14 protein-coding genes are annotated in these 18,366 nt (G+C 69.0%); 8 read left to right on the forward strand and 6 right to left on the reverse strand.

The features are described 5' to 3' along the window. Position 1: 1 nt before the first annotated feature. From DVW87_RS01105 to DVW87_RS01120, 4 genes are all read right to left on the reverse strand, one after another. Positions 2-526: a GNAT family N-acetyltransferase gene (locus tag DVW87_RS01105; protein WP_239017705.1), complete on the reverse strand. Its 525-nt coding sequence runs from the start codon at positions 524-526 to the stop codon at positions 2-4. After that, a complete protein-coding gene (gene ndk, locus DVW87_RS01110; RefSeq protein ID WP_114686988.1) occupies positions 516-938 on the reverse strand; it encodes a nucleoside-diphosphate kinase in 423 nt (140 codons plus the stop codon). Before ndk ends, DVW87_RS01105 begins: the two co-directional genes overlap by 11 nt. A gap of 85 nt (positions 939-1,023) precedes the next feature. After that, positions 1,024-1,461 carry a DNA polymerase III subunit chi gene (locus DVW87_RS01115; RefSeq protein WP_114685941.1) on the reverse strand — a complete coding sequence of 146 codons (438 nt, stop codon included), beginning with the start codon at positions 1,459-1,461 and terminating at the stop codon, positions 1,024-1,026. Between the two features lie 14 nt (positions 1,462-1,475). Next, on the reverse strand, positions 1,476-2,945 hold the full coding sequence (locus DVW87_RS01120; protein WP_114685942.1) for a leucyl aminopeptidase: 1,470 nt from the start codon (positions 2,943-2,945) through the stop codon (positions 1,476-1,478). 166 nt (positions 2,946-3,111) lie between these two features. Between DVW87_RS01120 and DVW87_RS01125 the strand changes: the two genes are divergently transcribed. The 4 genes from DVW87_RS01125 (at position 3,112) to rsmA (ending at position 8,605) form a co-directional block, all read left to right on the forward strand. Beyond that, positions 3,112-5,349, forward strand: coding sequence for an LPS-assembly protein LptD (locus DVW87_RS01125; protein WP_239017706.1), 2,238 nt, complete (start codon positions 3,112-3,114; stop codon positions 5,347-5,349). Positions 5,350-5,422: 73 nt separating this feature from the next. Next, the gene (locus DVW87_RS01130; RefSeq protein ID WP_239017707.1) at positions 5,423-6,775 is read left to right on the forward strand and encodes a peptidylprolyl isomerase; all 1,353 of its coding nucleotides are present in this window, start codon (positions 5,423-5,425) and stop codon (positions 6,773-6,775) included. Positions 6,776-6,785: 10 nt separating this feature from the next. Next, positions 6,786-7,784 carry a 4-hydroxythreonine-4-phosphate dehydrogenase PdxA gene (gene pdxA / locus DVW87_RS01135; RefSeq protein WP_114685944.1) on the forward strand — a complete coding sequence of 333 codons (999 nt, stop codon included), beginning with the start codon at positions 6,786-6,788 and terminating at the stop codon, positions 7,782-7,784. Next, positions 7,778-8,605, forward strand: coding sequence for a 16S rRNA (adenine(1518)-N(6)/adenine(1519)-N(6))-dimethyltransferase RsmA (gene rsmA / locus DVW87_RS01140; protein WP_114686990.1), 828 nt, complete (start codon positions 7,778-7,780; stop codon positions 8,603-8,605). Before pdxA ends, rsmA begins: the two co-directional genes overlap by 7 nt. A gap of 55 nt (positions 8,606-8,660) precedes the next feature. Here rsmA and DVW87_RS01145 read toward each other — a convergent pair whose 3' ends face one another. Beyond that, positions 8,661-11,039, reverse strand: a complete 2,379-nt coding sequence (locus DVW87_RS01145) for a membrane-bound PQQ-dependent dehydrogenase, glucose/quinate/shikimate family (protein WP_114685945.1) — start codon at positions 11,037-11,039, stop codon at positions 8,661-8,663. 167 nt (positions 11,040-11,206) lie between these two features. Between DVW87_RS01145 and DVW87_RS01150 the strand changes: the two genes are divergently transcribed. Together DVW87_RS01150 and DVW87_RS01155 are read left to right on the forward strand one after the other, a co-directional pair. Then, complete coding sequence (locus DVW87_RS01150; protein ID WP_114685946.1) at positions 11,207-12,613, forward strand: serine hydrolase domain-containing protein; 1,407 nt, start codon at positions 11,207-11,209, stop codon at positions 12,611-12,613. Then, positions 12,610-13,992, forward strand: coding sequence for a leucyl aminopeptidase family protein (locus DVW87_RS01155; RefSeq protein WP_114685947.1), 1,383 nt, complete (start codon positions 12,610-12,612; stop codon positions 13,990-13,992). Before DVW87_RS01150 ends, DVW87_RS01155 begins: the two co-directional genes overlap by 4 nt. Positions 13,993-14,016: 24 nt before the next feature. Here DVW87_RS01155 and tpiA read toward each other — a convergent pair whose 3' ends face one another. Next, entirely contained in the window at positions 14,017-14,766 is a 750-nt protein-coding gene (gene tpiA / locus DVW87_RS01160; RefSeq protein WP_114685948.1) for a triose-phosphate isomerase, read from the reverse strand. 121 nt (positions 14,767-14,887) lie between these two features. Here tpiA and DVW87_RS01165 point away from each other — a divergent pair, with 121 nt between their 5' ends. Together DVW87_RS01165 and DVW87_RS01170 are read left to right on the forward strand one after the other, a co-directional pair. Continuing rightward, a complete protein-coding gene (locus DVW87_RS01165) occupies positions 14,888-16,834 on the forward strand; it encodes a peptidylprolyl isomerase (RefSeq protein ID WP_114685949.1) in 1,947 nt (648 codons plus the stop codon). Between the two features lies 1 nt (position 16,835). After that, positions 16,836-18,335 (forward strand): anthranilate synthase component I family protein, encoded by a 1,500-nt coding sequence (locus DVW87_RS01170; RefSeq protein WP_114685950.1) that lies wholly within the window; start codon positions 16,836-16,838, stop codon positions 18,333-18,335. Positions 18,336-18,366: the final 31 nt, after the last annotated feature.

Below are 18,366 nucleotides of genomic sequence, written 5' to 3' on the forward strand. Positions count from 1 at the left end.
CTCAGACCGCACGGCCGAAGACGAGATCGTCGTGCCAGGTGGCGCCTACCAGGAAGCGTCGGGTGCCGATAACGGCAAAGCCCTGCTTCCCGTAGAAGCGCTGCGCTCGCCGGTTCCCGCCGTGAACGCCCAGCAGCAGCCGGCGGTGGCCCAGGTGCCGGGCGTCGGCGAGCGCCTGCTCCATCAGCGCAGCACCGAGGCCCGACCCATGGAAAGGCGCAAGCGTGTAGATGCGCTTCAGTTCGACATCCCCGGCCTGAGGTTCGATCGGCAGATCGGGGGTCGTGAGCAGGGTGTAGCCGATCGGGGCGGAGCCGACCTGCGCCTCGGCCAAGGTGACCACGCTGGCGGGATCGGCGATCCAGCGGGCGAAGGACCCGGCACTGGAGTTGCGATCGAGGTGCGCGAGGATGTCGGCACCATCCAGCACCCCCGCGAACGCCTCCAGGAACGTCGCGGCGGCGACCAGCGCGCAAGAGTGGGCATCGCCCTCCCCCGCGCGCCGGAGTGTCCAATCAGCCGACAATTTCTTCCGGCTTGAAGAAGTAGGCGATCTCGATGGCGGCATTCTCTTCCGAGTCAGAGCCGTGCACCGAATTGGCTTCGATCGATTCCGCCAGTTCCTTACGGATCGTGCCGGCATCGGCATTGGCGGGGTTGGTCGCGCCCATGATGTCGCGGTTGCGCTTCACGGCGTCCTCGCCCTCGAGCACCTGCACGACCACCGGGCCGGAGATCATGAACGAGACGAGGTCGTTGAAGAAGGGCCGCTCCTTGTGAACGGCGTAGAAGCCTTCGGCCTGCTCCCGCGTCATCTGGATGCGCTTGGAGGCGACAACCCGCAGGCCGGCCTCTTCCAGCATCTTGGTGACGGCGCCGGTCAGGTTGCGGCGGGTGGCATCGGGCTTGATGATCGAGAACGTGCGGGTCGCGGCCATGGCCATGCGGCTCCTTGGAATGGGTGGGTGAAGGAAAGTCGCGGCTCCCTAGGCGGGGCGGCGGACCGATGCAAGCGAGCGCGGTTCAGGCCGCCTTCTGCCAGCGGCCGTTCTCGTCCTGCTTCCAATAGTTGCGGGTGACGCCCTCGCGATCGGCGAGTCCCTTCCACGCCGCGCGGGCTTCGCCGATCCGGTCTTCATCGAAAAAGTGGAAGGCGCGGTCGAACGCCAGCGCCTCCTCCCGCCATATGCCATCGGCAAGCGCCACGTTGCGCGCGTGATTGGCGGCGCGGACATCGGCGACAAGCAGCACTGGCTGGTCCGCCTCGCCCTCCCCCGCCTGCCCGTGCGGCAGGAAGCTCTCCGCCTCGTACGTCCAGAGAAGCTTGTCCAGCCGGGCACGCTGATCGTCGCTCTCGCTGACGATCAGCAGCCGCCCGCCCCCCGCCAGCACCCGCTCGCAAATGCGCGGAAGCACCCGGTCGAGCGGCGCCTGCGTCAGGTGGTAGAAGTCGACCTGCATGGCGCTGTCGGCGATCAGCCCTCGAAATTGTCGGCGACGAACCGGTCGAGCAGGCGCACGCCGTAACCGGTCGCGCCCTTGGCATAGTTGGGGCCGTCCTTGTCGGACCAGACCATGCCGGCGATGTCGAGATGCGCCCAGCGCACGCCTTCCTCCACGAACCGCTGCAGGAACTGCGCGGCCGTGATCGAGCCGGCCCCGCGCGGGCCGACATTCTTCATGTCGGCGATCGGGCTGTCGATCAGCTTGTCGTAGGTCGGCGACAGCGGGAAGCGCCACAGCTGGTCGCCGCTTGCCAGGCCGGCGGCGGTGAGCTGCCCGGCCAGCGTGTCGTCGTTGGAGAACAAACCGCCGAACTCGTTGCCCAGGCTGACGATCATCGCGCCCGTCAGGGTGGCGAGATCCACGATCGTGCCCGGCTTGTGCGTCCGCTGCACCCAGGTGAGGCAGTCGCACAGGACCAGCCGGCCTTCCGCGTCCGTGTTGAGCACCTCGATGGTCTGGCCGGACAGGGAGGTGAGCACGTCCCCCGGGCGCGTGGCCATGCCGTCCGGCATGTTCTCGACAAGGCCGCACACGCCGACCACGTTGGCGCGCGCCTCGCGGGCCGCCAGCGCCTTCATCGCGCCGACCACCGCACCGGCGCCGCCCATGTCCCACTTCATGTCCTCCATGCCGGCCCCGGGCTTCAGCGAGATGCCGCCGGTGTCGAAGGTCACGCCCTTGCCGACGAGCGCCAGGTCGGTTCCCTCGCTGCCCTTGCCGTTCCACTTGAGCGCCAGCAGCCGCGCGTCGCGCGCCGAGCCGAGGCTGACGCCGAGCAGCGCGCCCATGCCGAGCTCGCGCATCTCGTCCTCGCCCAGCACTGTGGCCTGAAGGCCCAGACCGTCGATCTCCGCCATCACCCGCGCGACGAAGCTCTCCGGATAGATGATGTTGGCCGGTTCGGCGACCAGCGTGCGGGTAAGCGCCAAGCCGCCGGTGACCGCCTTTTGCGCGGCCCACGCCTCGTCGGTGCCGGCCGGTGCGCCCAGGATGGTCACGGTCGCGAGGCTCGGCCTGGCGGTGTCCGGCAGCTTGGTGCGGTACACGTCGTGGCGCCACGCGCGCTGCGCGGCCGCACCGGCGAAACGCGCGGCGGCCGGCGCCGTGGCACCGGCATCGGCCAGGTCCACCGCCGCCGCCTCGGCACCGGAGGTCAGCAGCCGCGCGGTGAGCGCGCCGCCGGCCTTGCCCCATTCCTCTTCGCTGCCACCGCCTACGCCCAGCAGCAGCACCCGCTGGGTTCCGTCGTTCTGCGGCACAAAGGCCTCGACCACGGACCCGGCTTCGCCGTCGAACCGCCCCCCCGCCGCCGCGGCGAGCACCAGCCGGCGCGCTCCTGCCTCCAGCCCGCGGAGCGATGCGCGATCCAGCGCGCCCTTCTCGACCGGAAAGGCGATCGCGTCGGCGGCGGGCGCCTGCGGAGCGAAGACGATGTTCATGGGAAGGCCTCGTTCTTGCGGAATGTGTTTTTGTTGCTGCCACTTGCTCTACGCTTCCGATCGGCCGCGGGTAAAGCGCCTGTGCGCGATTGCGGCGCGCGCGTGTCGATGCGATAGGCGAGAGCGACGGACGCCGGCAACGGCGCGAAAAGGGTGCGTGCAACTGGTGAAGCGTTTCCATCTCCTGGCCGGCTGCGCCCTGTTCCTGCTGACCGGCGGCATTGCGCACGCGCAGGACCTCAACGCCCGGCCGGTGCCTCCGCCCGCGCCGGTGGATGCCGCGCCGACGCCATCCCCCGCGGGCGAGGACCAGGTGCAGTTCAGCGCCGGAACCCTCGACTATGATCTCGATGCCGACGTGGTGGTCGCCACCGGTGACGTGCGCATGCAGCGCGAGGGCGACCGGCTGCGCGCGGACAAGGTGGAATGGAACCGCAAGACGGGAAAAGTCGTCGCCACCGGCAACATCGCGGTCACCAACCCCGGCGGCGACACGGCCTATGGCGACTCCATCGAACTGACGGATTCGCTGAAGGACGGCGTGGTCGACAACATGCTGATCGTGCTGGAGCGCGGCGGGCGCATCGCCGCCAAGCGCGGCACCCGCGGGCAGGATGAGGTGGTGACGCTGGAAAGCGCCGCCTACACGCCTTGTTCGGTGCAGACCTCCGAAGGATGTCCCAAGGAGCCTTCGTGGAAGATCACGGCGGTGCGCGTGATCTATCGGCCGGATCGCGAGCGGATCTACTACAAGGGCGCCAAGATCCACCTGTTCGGGCTGCCGGTGGTGCCGCTGCCCAACTTCTCGAATTCCATCGGCGACCGGTCCGAATCGGGCTTCCTGACGCCAGACCTGCGCTACAACAACGGCATCGAAATGTCGGTGCCTTATTATTTCAAGCTGGCGGACAATCGCGGGCTGATCATCACTCCCCGCGTGTTCACCGGCGTGCTGCCGATGTTGCAGGGCGAATATCGCCAGCTGGACACGAAGGGCGCGCTCCGCGTCACCGGCTACGGCACGTACGGCACGCGCAGCGATACCGCGCTGGCGGGCACCGTGGGCGACACGGAGCGTGCGTTTCGCGGCTATCTGGACGCGGTGGGCCGCTACCAGTTCTCGCCGGAGTGGAGTTTGTCGAGCTCGGTGCGGCTGACCACCGACCGCACGTTCCTGCGCCGTTACGATATCTCCCGCGACGACCGGCTGCGCACCACCGCCAAGCTCGAGCATATCGACGCGAACTCCTATCTCGCCGTCACCGGCTGGTACGTGCAGACGCTGCGGGTCAACGATCGTCAGGGCATGCAGCCGATCGCCCTGCCGGAGATCGACTATCGCCGCCGCTTCAACGATGCCCCGCTCGGCGGCGTGCTGCAGGTGCAGCTCAACACGCTGGCACTGACGCGGCCTGCCGGCCAGGACACGCAGCGCGCCTTTGCCGCCGCGCAGTGGGACCTGCGCAAGCTCACCCGGTGGGGACAGGAGGTGACGTTCACCGCCTATGCGCGCGGCGACCTGTACAACACCAACGACATCCTTTCGACCGCCAACCCTGCCTATCGCGGCACCGAAGGCTTTCAGGGCCGGGCGATCGGTGCTCTGGCCGTGGACGTGAAGTGGCCGTTCATCGGCACCTTCCTGGGCGGCACCCAGCGCTTCACCCCGCGCGTGCAGCTGGTCGCCTCGCCCCATGTCCGCAATCTGGACCTGCCGAACGAGGATGCGCGGGCGATCGACCTCGAGGATTCGAACCTCTTCTCGCTTAATCGCTTCGCCGGCTACGACCGGTGGGAAGACTCCTCGCGCATCACCTATGGCGCGAACTGGGCGGTGACGCTGCCGGGGCTCTCCTTCGACTCCACCGTGGGCCAGAGCTACCGCCTGACGGAGCGCGACCAGATCTTCCCGGACGGCACCGGGCTCAGCGACCGCTTCTCCGACATCGTCGGGCGCTCGGAACTGCGCTTCCGCGACTTCGTCTCGCTGGTCCATCGGTTCCGGCTCGACAAGGACAGCCTGGCGGTGCGCCGCAACGAGGTGGACGCCACCGTTGGCAGCCGCAGCACCTATGTGCTGGTCGGCTATCTGCGCCTGAACCGCGACATCGCCTCGTCCGAGGATCTTCAGGACCGCGAGGAAGTGCGGCTGGGCGGCCGGGCACAGGTGACGCGCTTCTGGTCCGTCTACGGCTCGGCGATTGTGGATCTTACGGACCGGGCGGAGGATCCCCTGTCCCTGTCGGACGGGTTCAGCCCGGTTCGCCACCGCGTGGGCGTCGCCTATGAGGACGATTGCCTCAGGCTGGGGCTCGCCTGGCGGCGCGATTATGCCACCACGGGCGATGCCACGCGGCGCAGCGCCTATCTGTTCACGCTGGCGTTCAAGAATCTGGGCCGCTAAGCCTGCATTCAGCCGATGGGTGGCACGGATCAGGGCACGCGACCCTCGCGGGGATGGGAAAAACGATCACGCTATGAGCAAGTTCAACTGGGCGCGGGCCGGCCGCGCGATGGGGCTGGCGGCCGCGCTGGGTGCAACGGGTGCGCTGTGCGCGCAAACCGTGCCCGATCAGCCGAACACCGCGTCCGCGCTTGATATCCCGGAAAACCTCCAGATCTTCGGCAAGGTCGATCCGAACGTCCGCAAGCCCACCGCGATCGTGAACGACACGGTTATCACGGGCACGGACGTGGATCAGCGCGCCGCGCTGCTGATCGCGGCCAACAACCTGAAGCTCAGCGCGGAGGATCGCGACCGCCTGCGCCTGCAGGTGCTGCGCAACCTGATCGACGAGACGCTGCAGATTCAGGAAGCGAAAACCGCGCAGGTCACCATCACGCAGAGCGAGATCGACCAGAGCTATGCGCGCATCGCCCGTGGCTTCGGCCGCACCCCGGCGCAGATGAGCACCTACCTGCGCGAGGCCGGCTCCTCCGACCGCTCGCTGCGCCGCCAGATCGAGGGCGAACTGGCATGGCAGCGTTTCCTGCAGCGCCGCGTGGAGCCGCTCGTCAACGTCGGCGAGGAGGAGGTGAAGGGCATCCTTGACCGGCTCCAGGCATCGAAGGGCACCGAGGAATACCACCTCAAGGAGATATACCTGTCGGCGACGCCTGATCGCGCCGAGCAGGTCTATGCCAATGCCCGCCGCATGATCGAGCAGATCCAGAAGGGCGAAGCGCCGTTCGAATATCTGGCGCGGCAATATTCCGAATCGTCCACGCGCGCGGTCGGCGGAGACCTGGACTGGGTGCGGCTGAACACACTGCCGGAATCCCTGTCCGCGGCCGCCCAGCAGATGCAGGTGGGGCAGATCGCCGGACCGGTCGAAACCCCGGGCGGCATGTCGATCCTCTACCTGGTGGACAAGCGCCAGGTGCTGACCAGCGATTCGCGCGATGCCCGATTGCAGCTGAAGCAGCTGACGATCCGCTTCCCCGCGGGCACGACGCAGGCGCAGGCGACGACCCGCGCTGCCGCCTTCGCCAAGGCGACCCAGGCGATCAACGGCTGCGGCGAGGTCAATCGCGTCGCCGGCACGATCGACGCCGAGGTGGTCGACAGCGATGCCGTGGTGGTGCGCGATCTGCCGCCGGCTTTGCAGGAAATCCTCCTGAAGCTGCAGATCGGCCAGGCCACGCCGCCCTTCGGCTCGCCGGAGCAGGGCGTTCGCTCGCTGGTCCTGTGCGGCCGCGAGGATCCGCAGAACGGCGGCCTGCCCAACCCCGAACAGGTGCAGGCACAGATGGAGCAGGCACGCGTGAACCTGCGCGCCCAGCAGATGCTGCGCGACCTGCGCCGCGACGCCATCGTGGAGTATCGCTGAGGGCGCGGCCATGACCGAGCAAGCGCTCGCCATCGCCATGGGCGACCCCGCCGGCATCGGCCCGGAGGTGATCGCCAAATCCTGGGCGCAGCGCGTCGAACACGAGCTGCCGCCGTTTTTCGCGGTCGGCGACTCGCGCGCGGTCGAGCGCGTCTGGTCCGGCCCGGTCGCCCGGCTGGGCGATCCGTCCGAAGCGATCGCGAAGTTCGACGAATGCCTGCCGGTGCTCAACGTCGAGGATGCGGGCGAGATCGTGCCGGGCGTTCCCGATGGCGATGGCGCCCGCTGCGCCCTGCATTCGCTGGAGCTGGCAGTCGGCCTGGTCCGCTCGGGCGCGGCGCGGGCGCTGGTGACCGGTCCGGTTTCCAAGACGCAGCTGTACGGCATCGGCTTTCAATATCCGGGGCAGACGGAGTTCGTCGCCGAGCGCTGCGGCATCGCCGGGCAGAATGCGGTGATGATGCTGGCGGGCCCCAGCCTCAAGGTGGTGCCGATCACCACGCATGTGCCGCTGTCGGCGGTGGCAGCGATGCTGACGGTGGACTTGATCGTGGCTAAGGGCCGCGCCACGGCCCGTGGCCTTGCCCGCAACTTCGGCATCCTGCGGCCACGTCTCGCGTTTGCCGGGTTCAATCCACATGCCGGGGAGAATGGGGCGCTCGGGCGCGAGGAGATCGAGGTGCTGGAGCCGGCGATCGCGCAGCTGCGCAGCGAGGGGATCGAGGCCAGCGGCCCCTACCCCGCCGACACCATGTTCCACCCCCGCGCGCGGGCGAAATACGACGCGGCCTTGTGCTGCTATCACGATCAGGCGCTGGTGCCCCTGAAAACCCTGCATTTCGACGAGGGCGTGAACATCACGCTGGGCCTGCCCCTGGTACGCACCTCGCCCGACCACGGCACGGCATTCGACATCGCCGGTACGGACCAGGCCGATCCGGGCGCGATGATCGCCGCCATCGCGATGGCCGGAGCCGCCGCCGCGCATCGCGCCGCATCCGGATCGTGAAACCGGACCTTCCGCCGCTGCGCGAGGTCATCGCGCGGCATGGCCTGAACGCCAGCAAGGCGCTGGGCCAGAACTTCCTGCTCGATGCGCAACTCCTGGCGCGGATCGCCCGCATTCCGGGCGATCTTCGCGATGCCGAGGTGTTCGAGGTCGGTCCGGGCCCGGGCGGCCTTACCCGCGCGCTGCTTGCCGCCGGGGCACGGGTGACGGCGGTGGAGCGCGATCATCGCTGCATCCCGGCGCTCGCGGAGCTCGGCGCGGCGTATCCGGGCAAGCTGCGGGTGATCGAGGAGGACGCGATGGCGCTGGACGCCCCGGCCTTGTTCTCGAGCAGGCCGCATATCGTATCCAACCTGCCCTATAACATCGGCACGGCGTTGCTGGTCGGCTGGCTGTCCGCCCGCTGGCAACCCTGGTGGTCCAGCCTGACGCTGATGTTCCAGAAGGAGGTGGCGCAGCGCGTTGTCGCGCAAGAGGGCGAGGATGCCTATGGTCGCCTGGCGGTGCTCTCGCAGTGGCGCTCGACGGCCAAGCTCGCGCTGCCGGTCCACCGCTCCGCCTTCACCCCGCCACCCAAGGTGATGTCGGCCGTGGTGCACATCGTCCCCGGCGAGGAGCCGCCCGGCGTCGATCTGCCCGTGCTGGAGCGCCTCACCGCGGCGGCCTTCGGGCAGCGGCGCAAGATGTTGCGCCAGAGCCTGAAAGGGGTGCCCGGCTCGATCGAGGCGCTCCAGGAACTCGGTGTCGATCCGACACGGCGCGCCGAAACGGTGGACGTCGCCACCTTCACGGCACTCGCCCGGTCGCTCAGAAAGGCCTGAAACGAAACGGGCTCCCGCGTCGGCGGGAGCCCGGTGGTTCAGTCTGCCCTCCGCGTCAGCTGCGCTGCGGCAGGGCGTAGGCGACCACGCTGTCGCCCGCCGGCGTTTCCATGAAATGGTGGCCGCCGGCGAAGATCACCAGATATTCGCGGCCACCCTGCTCGTAGACGATCGGGGTCGCCTGCCCGCCGGCGGGCAGCGCCGCGGACCACACGGTCTTGCCCGTGCGCATGTCGATCGCCCGGATCAAGTCATCCGTCGCCGCGGCGATGAAGATCAGCCCTCCCCCCGTCACCACGGAGCCGCCATTGTTCGGCGTGCCGATATGGAACGGCAGGTAGGATGGGATGCCGAACGGACCGTTCTTGCGCGCGGTGCCGAAGGGGCGATCCCAGATCGTCTTGCCGGTGGCCAGGTCGATCGCGCGGATGCCGCCATAAGGAGGCTTCTTGCAGAGCAGGCCCGTCAGCTTCAGCCGCCAGCCGGCGTTGACGCTGATCGCATAGGGCGCGTTCCATTGCGGATCGATCGAGTGCGAGGTCGACGACGCCTTGCCCGGCGTCATGAAGCGCGGCAGCACGCCCTCCTTGGTCGCCTCGTTGCGCGCGATCAGCTTCACGTAGTTCGGCATGTCGTTGTAGTTGGCGATCATCACGCCGCGGTTCGGATCGACGGACACGCCACCCCAGTCGCTGCCGCCGTTATAGCCCGGATATTCCACGCTGTGCCGGTCGGCGCTTGGCGGGGTGTAGAAGCCGCGATAATCGGCCTTCCGGAACTGGATGCGGCAGAGCATCTGGTCGAGCGGGGACATGCCCCACATGTCCGCTTCGCGCAGGTTCGGCTTGCGCAGCGAGTGCCACAGCGAGCCGATCTGGGTGGGTGCGCGCTCCTGCGGCTCCACGCCGCCGCCCGGCGCCTTGATGGTGCCGATCGGGGTGATCGGCCGGCCGGTCGCGCGATCGAGGATGTAGAAATCGCCCTGCTTGGACGGCACGATGATCGCCGGCGTGCCCTTATAGTCGATCAGCGTGGGCTGGCTGCCGAAATCATAGTCCCAGACGTCCTTCCTGACCGCCTGGAACGTCCAGCGCGGCTTGCCGGTGGTCACGTCTAGCGCGACCAGCGACGTAGCGTACTTGTTCTCCTCCGGCGTGCGACGGGCGCTGAGATAATCGACCGCGGCGTTGCCCATCGGCAGGTAGACGAGGCCGAGTTGCTCGTCGCCGCTGGAGGTGGTCCACATGTTGGGCGTGCCACGGGTCCAGGTCTGGCCGGCGGGCGGATAGCCGTTCCACTCCGGATGCGTCATGTCCCAGGCGAAGCGCAGGCGGCCGGTGACCGCATCGAAGCCCTGGATCACGCCCGAAGGCGCCGTGGTGGTCTGGCCATCGAGGATCTGGTGCCCGACGACGGCGATGCCGCGCACAATGGTGGGCGCCGAGTTGATCGAGGCATAGCCGGGATACACCTCGCCCATGCCGATCTTGGTATCGACCTGGCCGTTGGAGCCGAAATCCGCACAGGCGCGGCCGGTAAGCGCGTCCACCGCGATCAGGCGGGAATCGAGCGTTCCCTCCAGGATGCGCTGCGCACAAGGCTGGTCGGCCGAAGCCCCGGGAACGCGGTAATAGTCCACCCCGCGGCAGGCGGTGGTGTACGGGATCCACTTGTCCGGCACCTTGGGATCATAGCGCCACTTCTGCTGGCCGGTCGCCGCGTCCATCGCCACGATCACGTTCTTGGCCGTGCAGGTATAAAGGAGACTGCCGATCTTCAGCGGCGTGTTCTCCGTGCCGTAGAGCTTGGAGAATTGCGGATCGGTAGGGGTGCCGCCGGTGTGCGTTTCCCACACCTTTTCCAGCGTGCCGACATTGTCTGCGTTGATCTGGTTGAGCGGCGAGAAGTGCCGGGCGGCATAGGTGCCGGCATAGCTCGGCCAGTCGGCGCCGGTGCTCTGGCCGGAGGGGTCGGCCATGCCCTGCGAGTTGGGCGCGGGCAGTGCGGCGACGGCAACGTCTTGCGTTCCCAGGATGGTGAAGCTGACGGCGGTCACCACCAGAAAGGCGGCGATCGCGCCCAGCGCCCCGCGCCAGCGCAGCGGGCTGTCCTGCAAGGTAGGAACAACCAGGAAGACGAGGATGAGCAGCACCAATGGCGCAATCGTCCACGGGATCAGCCCCCATGGGTCGGCGCCGTTCTCCGCCACGCCCCACAGGACCGACAGCAATACGGTGGCCGTATAAAGCCACGCGCCGGCGATCCGGCCACGCAGCAGAAGCACGCCGCTGGCCAGCAGGCCAAGCCCCGCCACAAGATAGTAGAGGGAGCCGCCCAGCACCGCCAGATAGCCTCCTCCCCCGACCAGAACGAGGCCGATAACGGCGAGGATCAGGCCGACGATGGTCGCTGGCCAGCTGCGGCGTTTGGGCATGCGCAATCCCTTTGCGATATTGTTGTAACTCCCTGACGAGCAAACGGTGCCCCGCAGGCGGTTGTTCCGAACGCATGCGGCAATCGGGGTTGCACTTCTTGCACTCCACGCTGCTGGCGGGGCTCGCAACCTGCCGCTATGCCCGGAGCAGAAACAAGGAGATACGGATGCGTTGGTCGTTGCTGCCGCTGTTGATCGCCCTTCCCGCCGCGGCGCATGCGCAGGCGCTGTCACCGGCGGAAGCGGCGCAGGTGGACAGGATCGTCACGGAAGCGCTGGCGCAGAGCGGCACGCCCTCCGCGTCGATCGCGATCGTTCGCGGCGGCCGGCTTGCCTATGCCAAGGCCTATGGCAAGCAATCGGAGACGGTGCGCACGGCCCTCACCGATGCGCCGTACCAGATCGCCTCCGTTTCCAAGCAGTTCACCGCCGCGGCACTGCTGCTGCTGGAGGATGAGGGCAAGCTGAGCCTGGACGACACCGTGGCGAAATACGTGCCCGGAATCACCGGCGGCGATCGCATCACGCTGCGCCAGTTGCTGAGCCATACGTCGGGCCTGCAGGACTATTGGCCGCAGGATTACAGCTTCAAGGCCATGTCCACACCCGTCACGCCGCAGGGCATCGTCGACCGTTGGGCGAAAAAGCCACTGGACTTCCAGCCGGGCGAGCAGTGGCAATATTCGAACACCGGCTATGTTGTCGCCGGGATGATCGTGGAGAAGGTGTCCGGCCAGCCGCTGCTGGACTTCCTCAACGCCCGCATCTTCAGGCCGCTGGGCATCACCGCCTATGACCAGGATCTCGCGATCGGGCCGAAGTTCCCGCAAGGCTATGGCCGCGCCGCGCTGGGGCCGCTGCGGCCTGTCACGCCGGCGGCACGGGGCTGGCTCTATGCCGCCGGCGAACTGTCGATGAGCGCGTCGGATCTCGCCAAATGGGACATCGCGCGCATCAATCGCACGGTGCTGCCGGCCGACGACTGGTTGATGCAGGAAACCGCGGTGAAGCTCAACAACGGCACCGACACGGGCTACGGCCTCGGCGTCACCGTGGGGAGGGGCGCCGGCCGCAAGATGATCGAGCATTCGGGCGAGGCAGTGGGCTTCCTGTCCGAGAACATCGTCTTCCCGGACGACAAGGCGGCGGTGGTCGTCCTCACCAACACCTGGTCGAGCGGGACCTACCGCGTTCTCGCGCAGAAGCTGGTGCCGGTCGCGCTGCCGGGCACCTCCGCCGCAGCCGGCGACCCGGCCGATGCCGCCAGCCTCGCCAAGGTGAGGACGGTCTTTGCGCAGCTGCAGGCCGGGCAGCTCGATCGCAGCCTGCTGACGGAAGACGCGAACTTCTATTTCGATACGCAGAACCGCGCCGATTTCCGCACCAGCCTCGCCCCGCTCGGCGCGCCCAGGGAGATCGTGGCCATAGGCAAGCCGAGCCTGCGCGGTGGGTTCGTCTCGCGCCGCTTCCGGGCGAACTATCCCGATCGCGCGCTGAACGTATCGACCTTCTTCGAACCCGGCGCGAACGGCCGGATCGAGCAGTTCCTCGTCACCGCGGCGGACGCGCAATGATCGACTTCTCGGCCCTTCTCCAGCCGGATCGCAGGCAGGCCGCACGGCTGATCCACGTCGTCCATCCCGACGACTGGCAGCAATGGCTCGCCACCCAGCCGCCCCGCGTGCGTACCGCCGTGGCTGCGCACAAGCTGACCGGCAAGGCCGGCAACCGGGCGGTCCTGCCGGGAGAGGCGGCCGATGACTGGTCGATGCTGCTGGTGTGCGACGAGGATGCCTCCTCGCCGTGGAAGATCGCATCCCTGGGCGAGCAACTGCCGGAAGGCACGTACCGGCTGGCCAGCGGCGAGCCGGGTGCGGCGATGCTCGGCTGGATGCTCGCGCAATACCGGTTCGAGCGGTATCGCAAGGGCAAGCCCCAAGGCCCGCGCGTTCTCCTGACCGGCGAGCCTGCCCGCATCGAGGAGATGGTCCGCCTCGCCGAGGCGACCGCCAAGGTTCGCGACCTCGTCAACACGCCCGCCCTCGATTGCGGACCGGCCGAGCTGGAGGCGGAGGCAGAGGCGCTGGCGGGGCGACATGGCGCGACGCTGACCGTCACGCGCGGCGATGCGCTGGCGCAGGGCTATCCGATGATCCACGCGGTGGGACAGGCGGCCGCGCGCGGTCGCGAGCCGCGCCTGCTGGAGATCGAGTGGGGCGACCCGGCGCATCCGCGCGTCGCGATCGTCGGCAAGGGGGTCTGCTTCGACACCGGCGGGCTGGACCTGAAGCCCTCGGCGGCGATGCGGCTGATGAAGAAGGACATGGGCGGCGCCGCGCACGCCCTCGCGCTGGCCGGCCTGGTGATGGCCGCGCGATTGAAGCTTCGCCTGCACCTGCTGGTTCCGGCCGTGGAGAACAGCGTCTCGTCCGCCAGCTTCCGCCCCGGAGACGTGCTGCGCACGCGCAAGGGGCTGACGGTGGAGAACACCAACACCGATGCCGAGGGCCGGCTGATCCTGGGCGATGCCCTGACCCGGGCGGGCGAGCTGGCGCCGGAGCTGATACTCGATTTCGCCACCCTGACCGGCGCCGCGCGCGTGGCGGTGGGCCCGGACCTCCCGGCCACTTTCGTGCAGGACGAGGCGCTTGCCGCCGATCTGCTGGCAGCCGGCACGTCGGTCGGGGACCCGCTGTGGCGACTGCCATTGTGGGACGGCTATGAGGACATGCTGAAGTCCGACGTGGCCGATCTCGTCAACGCGCCGGAGGGCGGCTTTGCCGGCGCGGTCACCGCCGCGCTCTTTCTCCGCCGCTTCGTGGCGAAAGACACGCGCTGGGCGCACTTCGACACCTTCGCCTGGCGCCCCGCCGCCAAGCCCGGGCGGCCGAAGGGCGGCGACGCCATGGGCCTGCGCGCCGCCTGGTCGGTGCTGAAGGCGCGATACGCCTGAACGGCGGGATTGCGGCGCGGGTAATCAGGCCAGCGCCGCACCCGCCGCGATGATCGGCGCGAACTTCGCCGCGGTGAGGCTGGCGCCGCCCACCAGCGCGCCGTCGACATCGCCCGCCGCCAGCAGTTCGCCTGCATTGTCGCCGGTGACCGAGCCGCCATAGAGCAGCCGTACGCCATCGGCCGCGTCGCCGATCAGCTCGTGCAACCTCGCGCGGATGGCGCCGTGCATCGCCGCCACGTCCTCCACCGTTGGCGTGCGGCCGGTGCCGATCGCCCAGATCGGCTCATAAGCGATCGAGAGCCATTCGCCGCTCGCATCCGCCGGCAGCGAACCCGCGAGCTGCTCCGTCACCACCGCTTCCGCGCGCCCGGCGTCACGATCGGCAAGCTGCTCGCCGACGCACAGGATCGCGCCCAGCCCGCAGCGGTGCAGCGCCTCGGCCTTGGCCCGAACCTCGGCATCCGTCTCGTGCTGGTCGCAGCGGCGCTCGCTATGGCCGACGATGGAGAAGCGCGCGCCGGCCTCGCGGATCATGCCGGCGGAGATGCAGCCGGTATGCGGGCCCTTGTCCACCGCGTGCACATCCTGCGCGCCGATCGGCAGCTCGGGTACCTGCTCCGCGGCAAGGCCGATCAACGTCGCCGGCAGGGCGATGGCGACGTCCACGGCGACGTGTGCGCGCGCGGCTTCCGCGATCCCGCGCAGCTCGCTGATGCTGTTCCGCCCGCCGTTCATCTTCCAGTTACCCGCGATCAGCTTGCGTCGAGCCATGTTTCTCCCCCGTTCCTGGCGGCCGGGATAGCCGATCGCGCGCGCGGCACAAGCTTGCTCCCCTGCCCACCTGTCCCTAAAGCGGCCGGCATCCAGTGTTCCATTCGGACGTCCGCCTTCCATGCTCAGCTTTTTCCGCCGCCTGATCCATTCCAAGGCCGGCCTGGTCATCACCTTCGGGGTGCTGGCGGTGATCGCGCTCGCGTTCGCGGCCGGCGACGTGACCGGACTGGGCCATGGCGGCGGGAGCGTGACCGGCGACAACGTGGCGAGCGTCGGCAACGAGAAGATCGGCGCGGCCGAGCTGCGCGAGCGCACGCAGCGCGAGCTGGACAGCTTCCGCCAGCAGCAGCCCGGGCTCGACATGGTGCAGTTCGTTACCCAGGGCGGCCTGGACGGCACGCTGGAGCGCGTCATCAACCAGGTCGCGCTGCAGGAGTTCGGGCAGGACCAGGGCATGGTCGTCAGCAAGGCGGCGGTGGACGCGCAGATCGCCGCCATTCCCGCCTTCCAGGGGCCGGACGGCAAGTTCAGCCCGACCGCCTATCAGCGCCTGCTCGCCGAGCGGCGCCTCACCGATGCCGGCATCCGCAGCGACATCACCCGCGACATCATGGCGCAGCAGATCGTCGCGCCGCAGATCGGCGCCTCTCAGGTCGCCCGCGCGGTGGCGCTGCCCTATGCCTCGCTGCTGCTGGAAAAGCGCCAGGGCAGCATCGCCTTCGTGCCGGACAGTGCAGGCGACACCGGCCCGGCGCCCACCGAGGCGGAGGTCGCCGCCTTCTACAACCGCAACCGCGCCCGGTACATGGTGCCGGAACGTCGCGTTGTCCGCTATGCGCTGGTCACGCCGGCCGCGATCAAGGACAAGGCCGTGCCCACGGAGGCGGAGATCGCCGCCGCCTACAAGGCCCAGGCGGCGCGATATGCCGGGGGCGAGAAGCGCACGGTCAGCCAGGTGATCGTTGCCGATCAGAAGGCGGCGCAGGCGCTGGTCGCCAAGGTGAAGGGCGGCATGCCCATCGCCGATGCGGCACGGGCGGCGGGGCTGGAGCCGGCCACGCTGACGGTGGACAAGGCAGGCCTTGCCGCGCAGTCCTCGACCGAGATCGCCAATGCCGCGTTCGGTGCGACGCAGGGATCGGTGCTCGGCCCGCTCAAGGCGCCGCTTGGCTTTGCCGTCCTCCGCGTCGATGCGATCACGCAGGAAAAGGGCAGGCCCCTGGCGGAGGCCCGCGCGGAGATCGTGCCCGCGCTAACGCAGCAGAAGACCCAGGCGGCGTTGGTTGCCGTGCAGGACGCCCTGAACGAGGCGATCGGCAACAATGCCACCTTCGCCGAGCTGGTGTCCGACCAGAAGCTCACTGCCCAGACCACGCCCGCCCTCGCCGCCAACGGCAGCGATCCGGAAAATGCCGCCTTCAAGCCTGCACCGGAGATCCTGCCGGTGTTGTCGGCCGCGTTCCAGGCCGAGCAGGGCGACGATCCGCAGCTTGTGCAGACCGCCCAGGACGGCAGCTTCGCGGTGGTCGCGCTCGATCGGGTGGTGCCGGCCGCTCCCCGTCCGCTGGCGCAGGTTCGCGACACGGTGACGCGCGACTTCCGGCTGGAGCGGGCGCATGTTGCCGCGCGCAAGATTGCCGCGGCGGTGCTTTCCGCTGCGCAGAAGGGCACGCCGCTTGAACAGGCCGTGCGGGCAGCCGACAGCAATCTGCCGGCGGTGAAGCCGCTGCGCGCCAGCCGCGCGCAGCTGTTCGCCAACCGTGCCGGTGCCCCCCCGGCACTTACTCTGTTGTTCAGCATGGTGCAGGGCAGCGTGCGCGTGATCGAAGCGCCGCAGCAGGGCGGCTGGATGGTGGTCAAGCTCGAGCAGGTCCAGAAGGCCGATGCGAAGAACTCGCCGGGCGTGATCGCCGCGGTGCGCCAGGATCTGGCCCGCTCCGCCGGTCGCGAATATGTGCAGCAGCTTACCCGCGCGATCCGCAACGAGGTGGGCGTGAAGAAGAATGACGGGGTGATCGCCAGCGTGCGCGCGCAGCTGCTCGGCCAGGAAAACGGCCAGCCCTGACGTGAACGACCCGCGCGAAGCCCTGGCTGCCGGCCGCCCGGCGCTCGTCTGGCGGCGGCAGGTGGCCGATACCGAAACCCCGGTCGCCGCCGCGCTCAAGCTGATCGAGCCCGGCCGGGGCGATTTCCTCCTGGAGTCGGTGGAGGGCGGCGAGACGCGCGGACGGCACAGCCTGATCGGCCTGGCGCCCGACCTCGTCTTCCGGGCCTCCGGCGACGCCGCCGAGGTCAACCGCGAGTGGCTGACCGACCGCGACACGTTCGTGCCCGCCGAGGGCGGGGCGCTGGCCGCCTTGCGTGCGCTGGTCGCCGAGTGCCGGATGGACGTGCCCGCCGAGCTTCCGCGCGCGCTGGCCTGCCTTGTCGGCTATTTCGGGTATGAGACGGTCGGGCTGGTGGAACGTCTGGCGCGGCCCGCCCCCAATCCGATCGACGTGCCGGACATGATGTTCGTGCGTCCCACCGTGATCCTGATCTTCGATCGGCTCGCGGACGCGCTGTTTCTGGTTGCACCCGCCTGGCCCGACGCGCGGCGCACGCCCGACGAGATCGTGTCGGCCGCGCAGGAGCGTCTGGACGCGGTTGCGGCGCGCCTCGCCAGTGCCGCCCTGCCCCCGCCGGCCCGGCTCGACGCCGCACCCTATATCGCGCTCGAGCCGAAGCTCGCGCCGGGCAGGTACGGCGAGATGGTGGCGGCAGCGAAGGACTATATCGTTGCCGGGGACATCTTCCAGGTCGTCCTTGCCCAGCGCTTCACCGCTCCCTTTCCGCTTCCGGCCATCGAGCTCTACCGTTCACTCCGGCGGATCAATCCGTCGCCTTTCCTCTACCATCTCGATCTTCCCGGGTTCAGCCTGGCGGGTTCCAGCCCCGAGATCCTGGTGCGGGTGCGCGATGGCGAGGTGACCATTCGCCCGATCGCCGGCACCCGCCCGCGCGGCCGCACCGGCGCCGAGGATGAGGCCAACCGGACGAGCCTGCTTGCGGACCCGAAGGAGCGGGCCGAGCACCTGATGCTCCTCGACCTCGGCCGCAACGACGTGGGCCGCGTGTCCGAAGCCGGCAGCGTGCGGGTGACCGACAGCTACACGGTGGAGCTGTACAGCCACGTCATGCACATCGTCTCCAACGTGGTCGGGCGGCTGGACGCGGCGAACCACGATGCGCTCGACGCGCTGTTCGCCGGCTTTCCCGCCGGCACGGTGAGCGGCGCGCCCAAGGTGCGGGCATGCCAGATCATCGCGGAGCTGGAGCCCGAGACACGCGGCGCCTATGCCGGATGCGTTGGCTATTTCTCGCCGGACGGCTCCATGGACAGCTGCATCGTGCTGCGCACCGCCGTGGTGAAGGACGGCACCATGCACGTGCAGGCAGGGGCCGGCATCGTGGCCGACAGCGACCCGGCCTATGAGCAGCGGGAATGCGAGGCGAAGGCGGGCGCGCTTTTGGCCGCCGCGCGGGAAGCTCTTTCTCGCGCCACCAGCGCCGGTTACGGCCAGTAGCAGCCGCCCTGCGAAAGCGGGCGGCCGGTTT

The sequence above is a fragment of the Sphingomonas aracearum genome (genome assembly GCF_003345355.1).
GTDB classification, from domain to species: domain Bacteria; phylum Pseudomonadota; class Alphaproteobacteria; order Sphingomonadales; family Sphingomonadaceae; genus Sphingomonas; species Sphingomonas aracearum.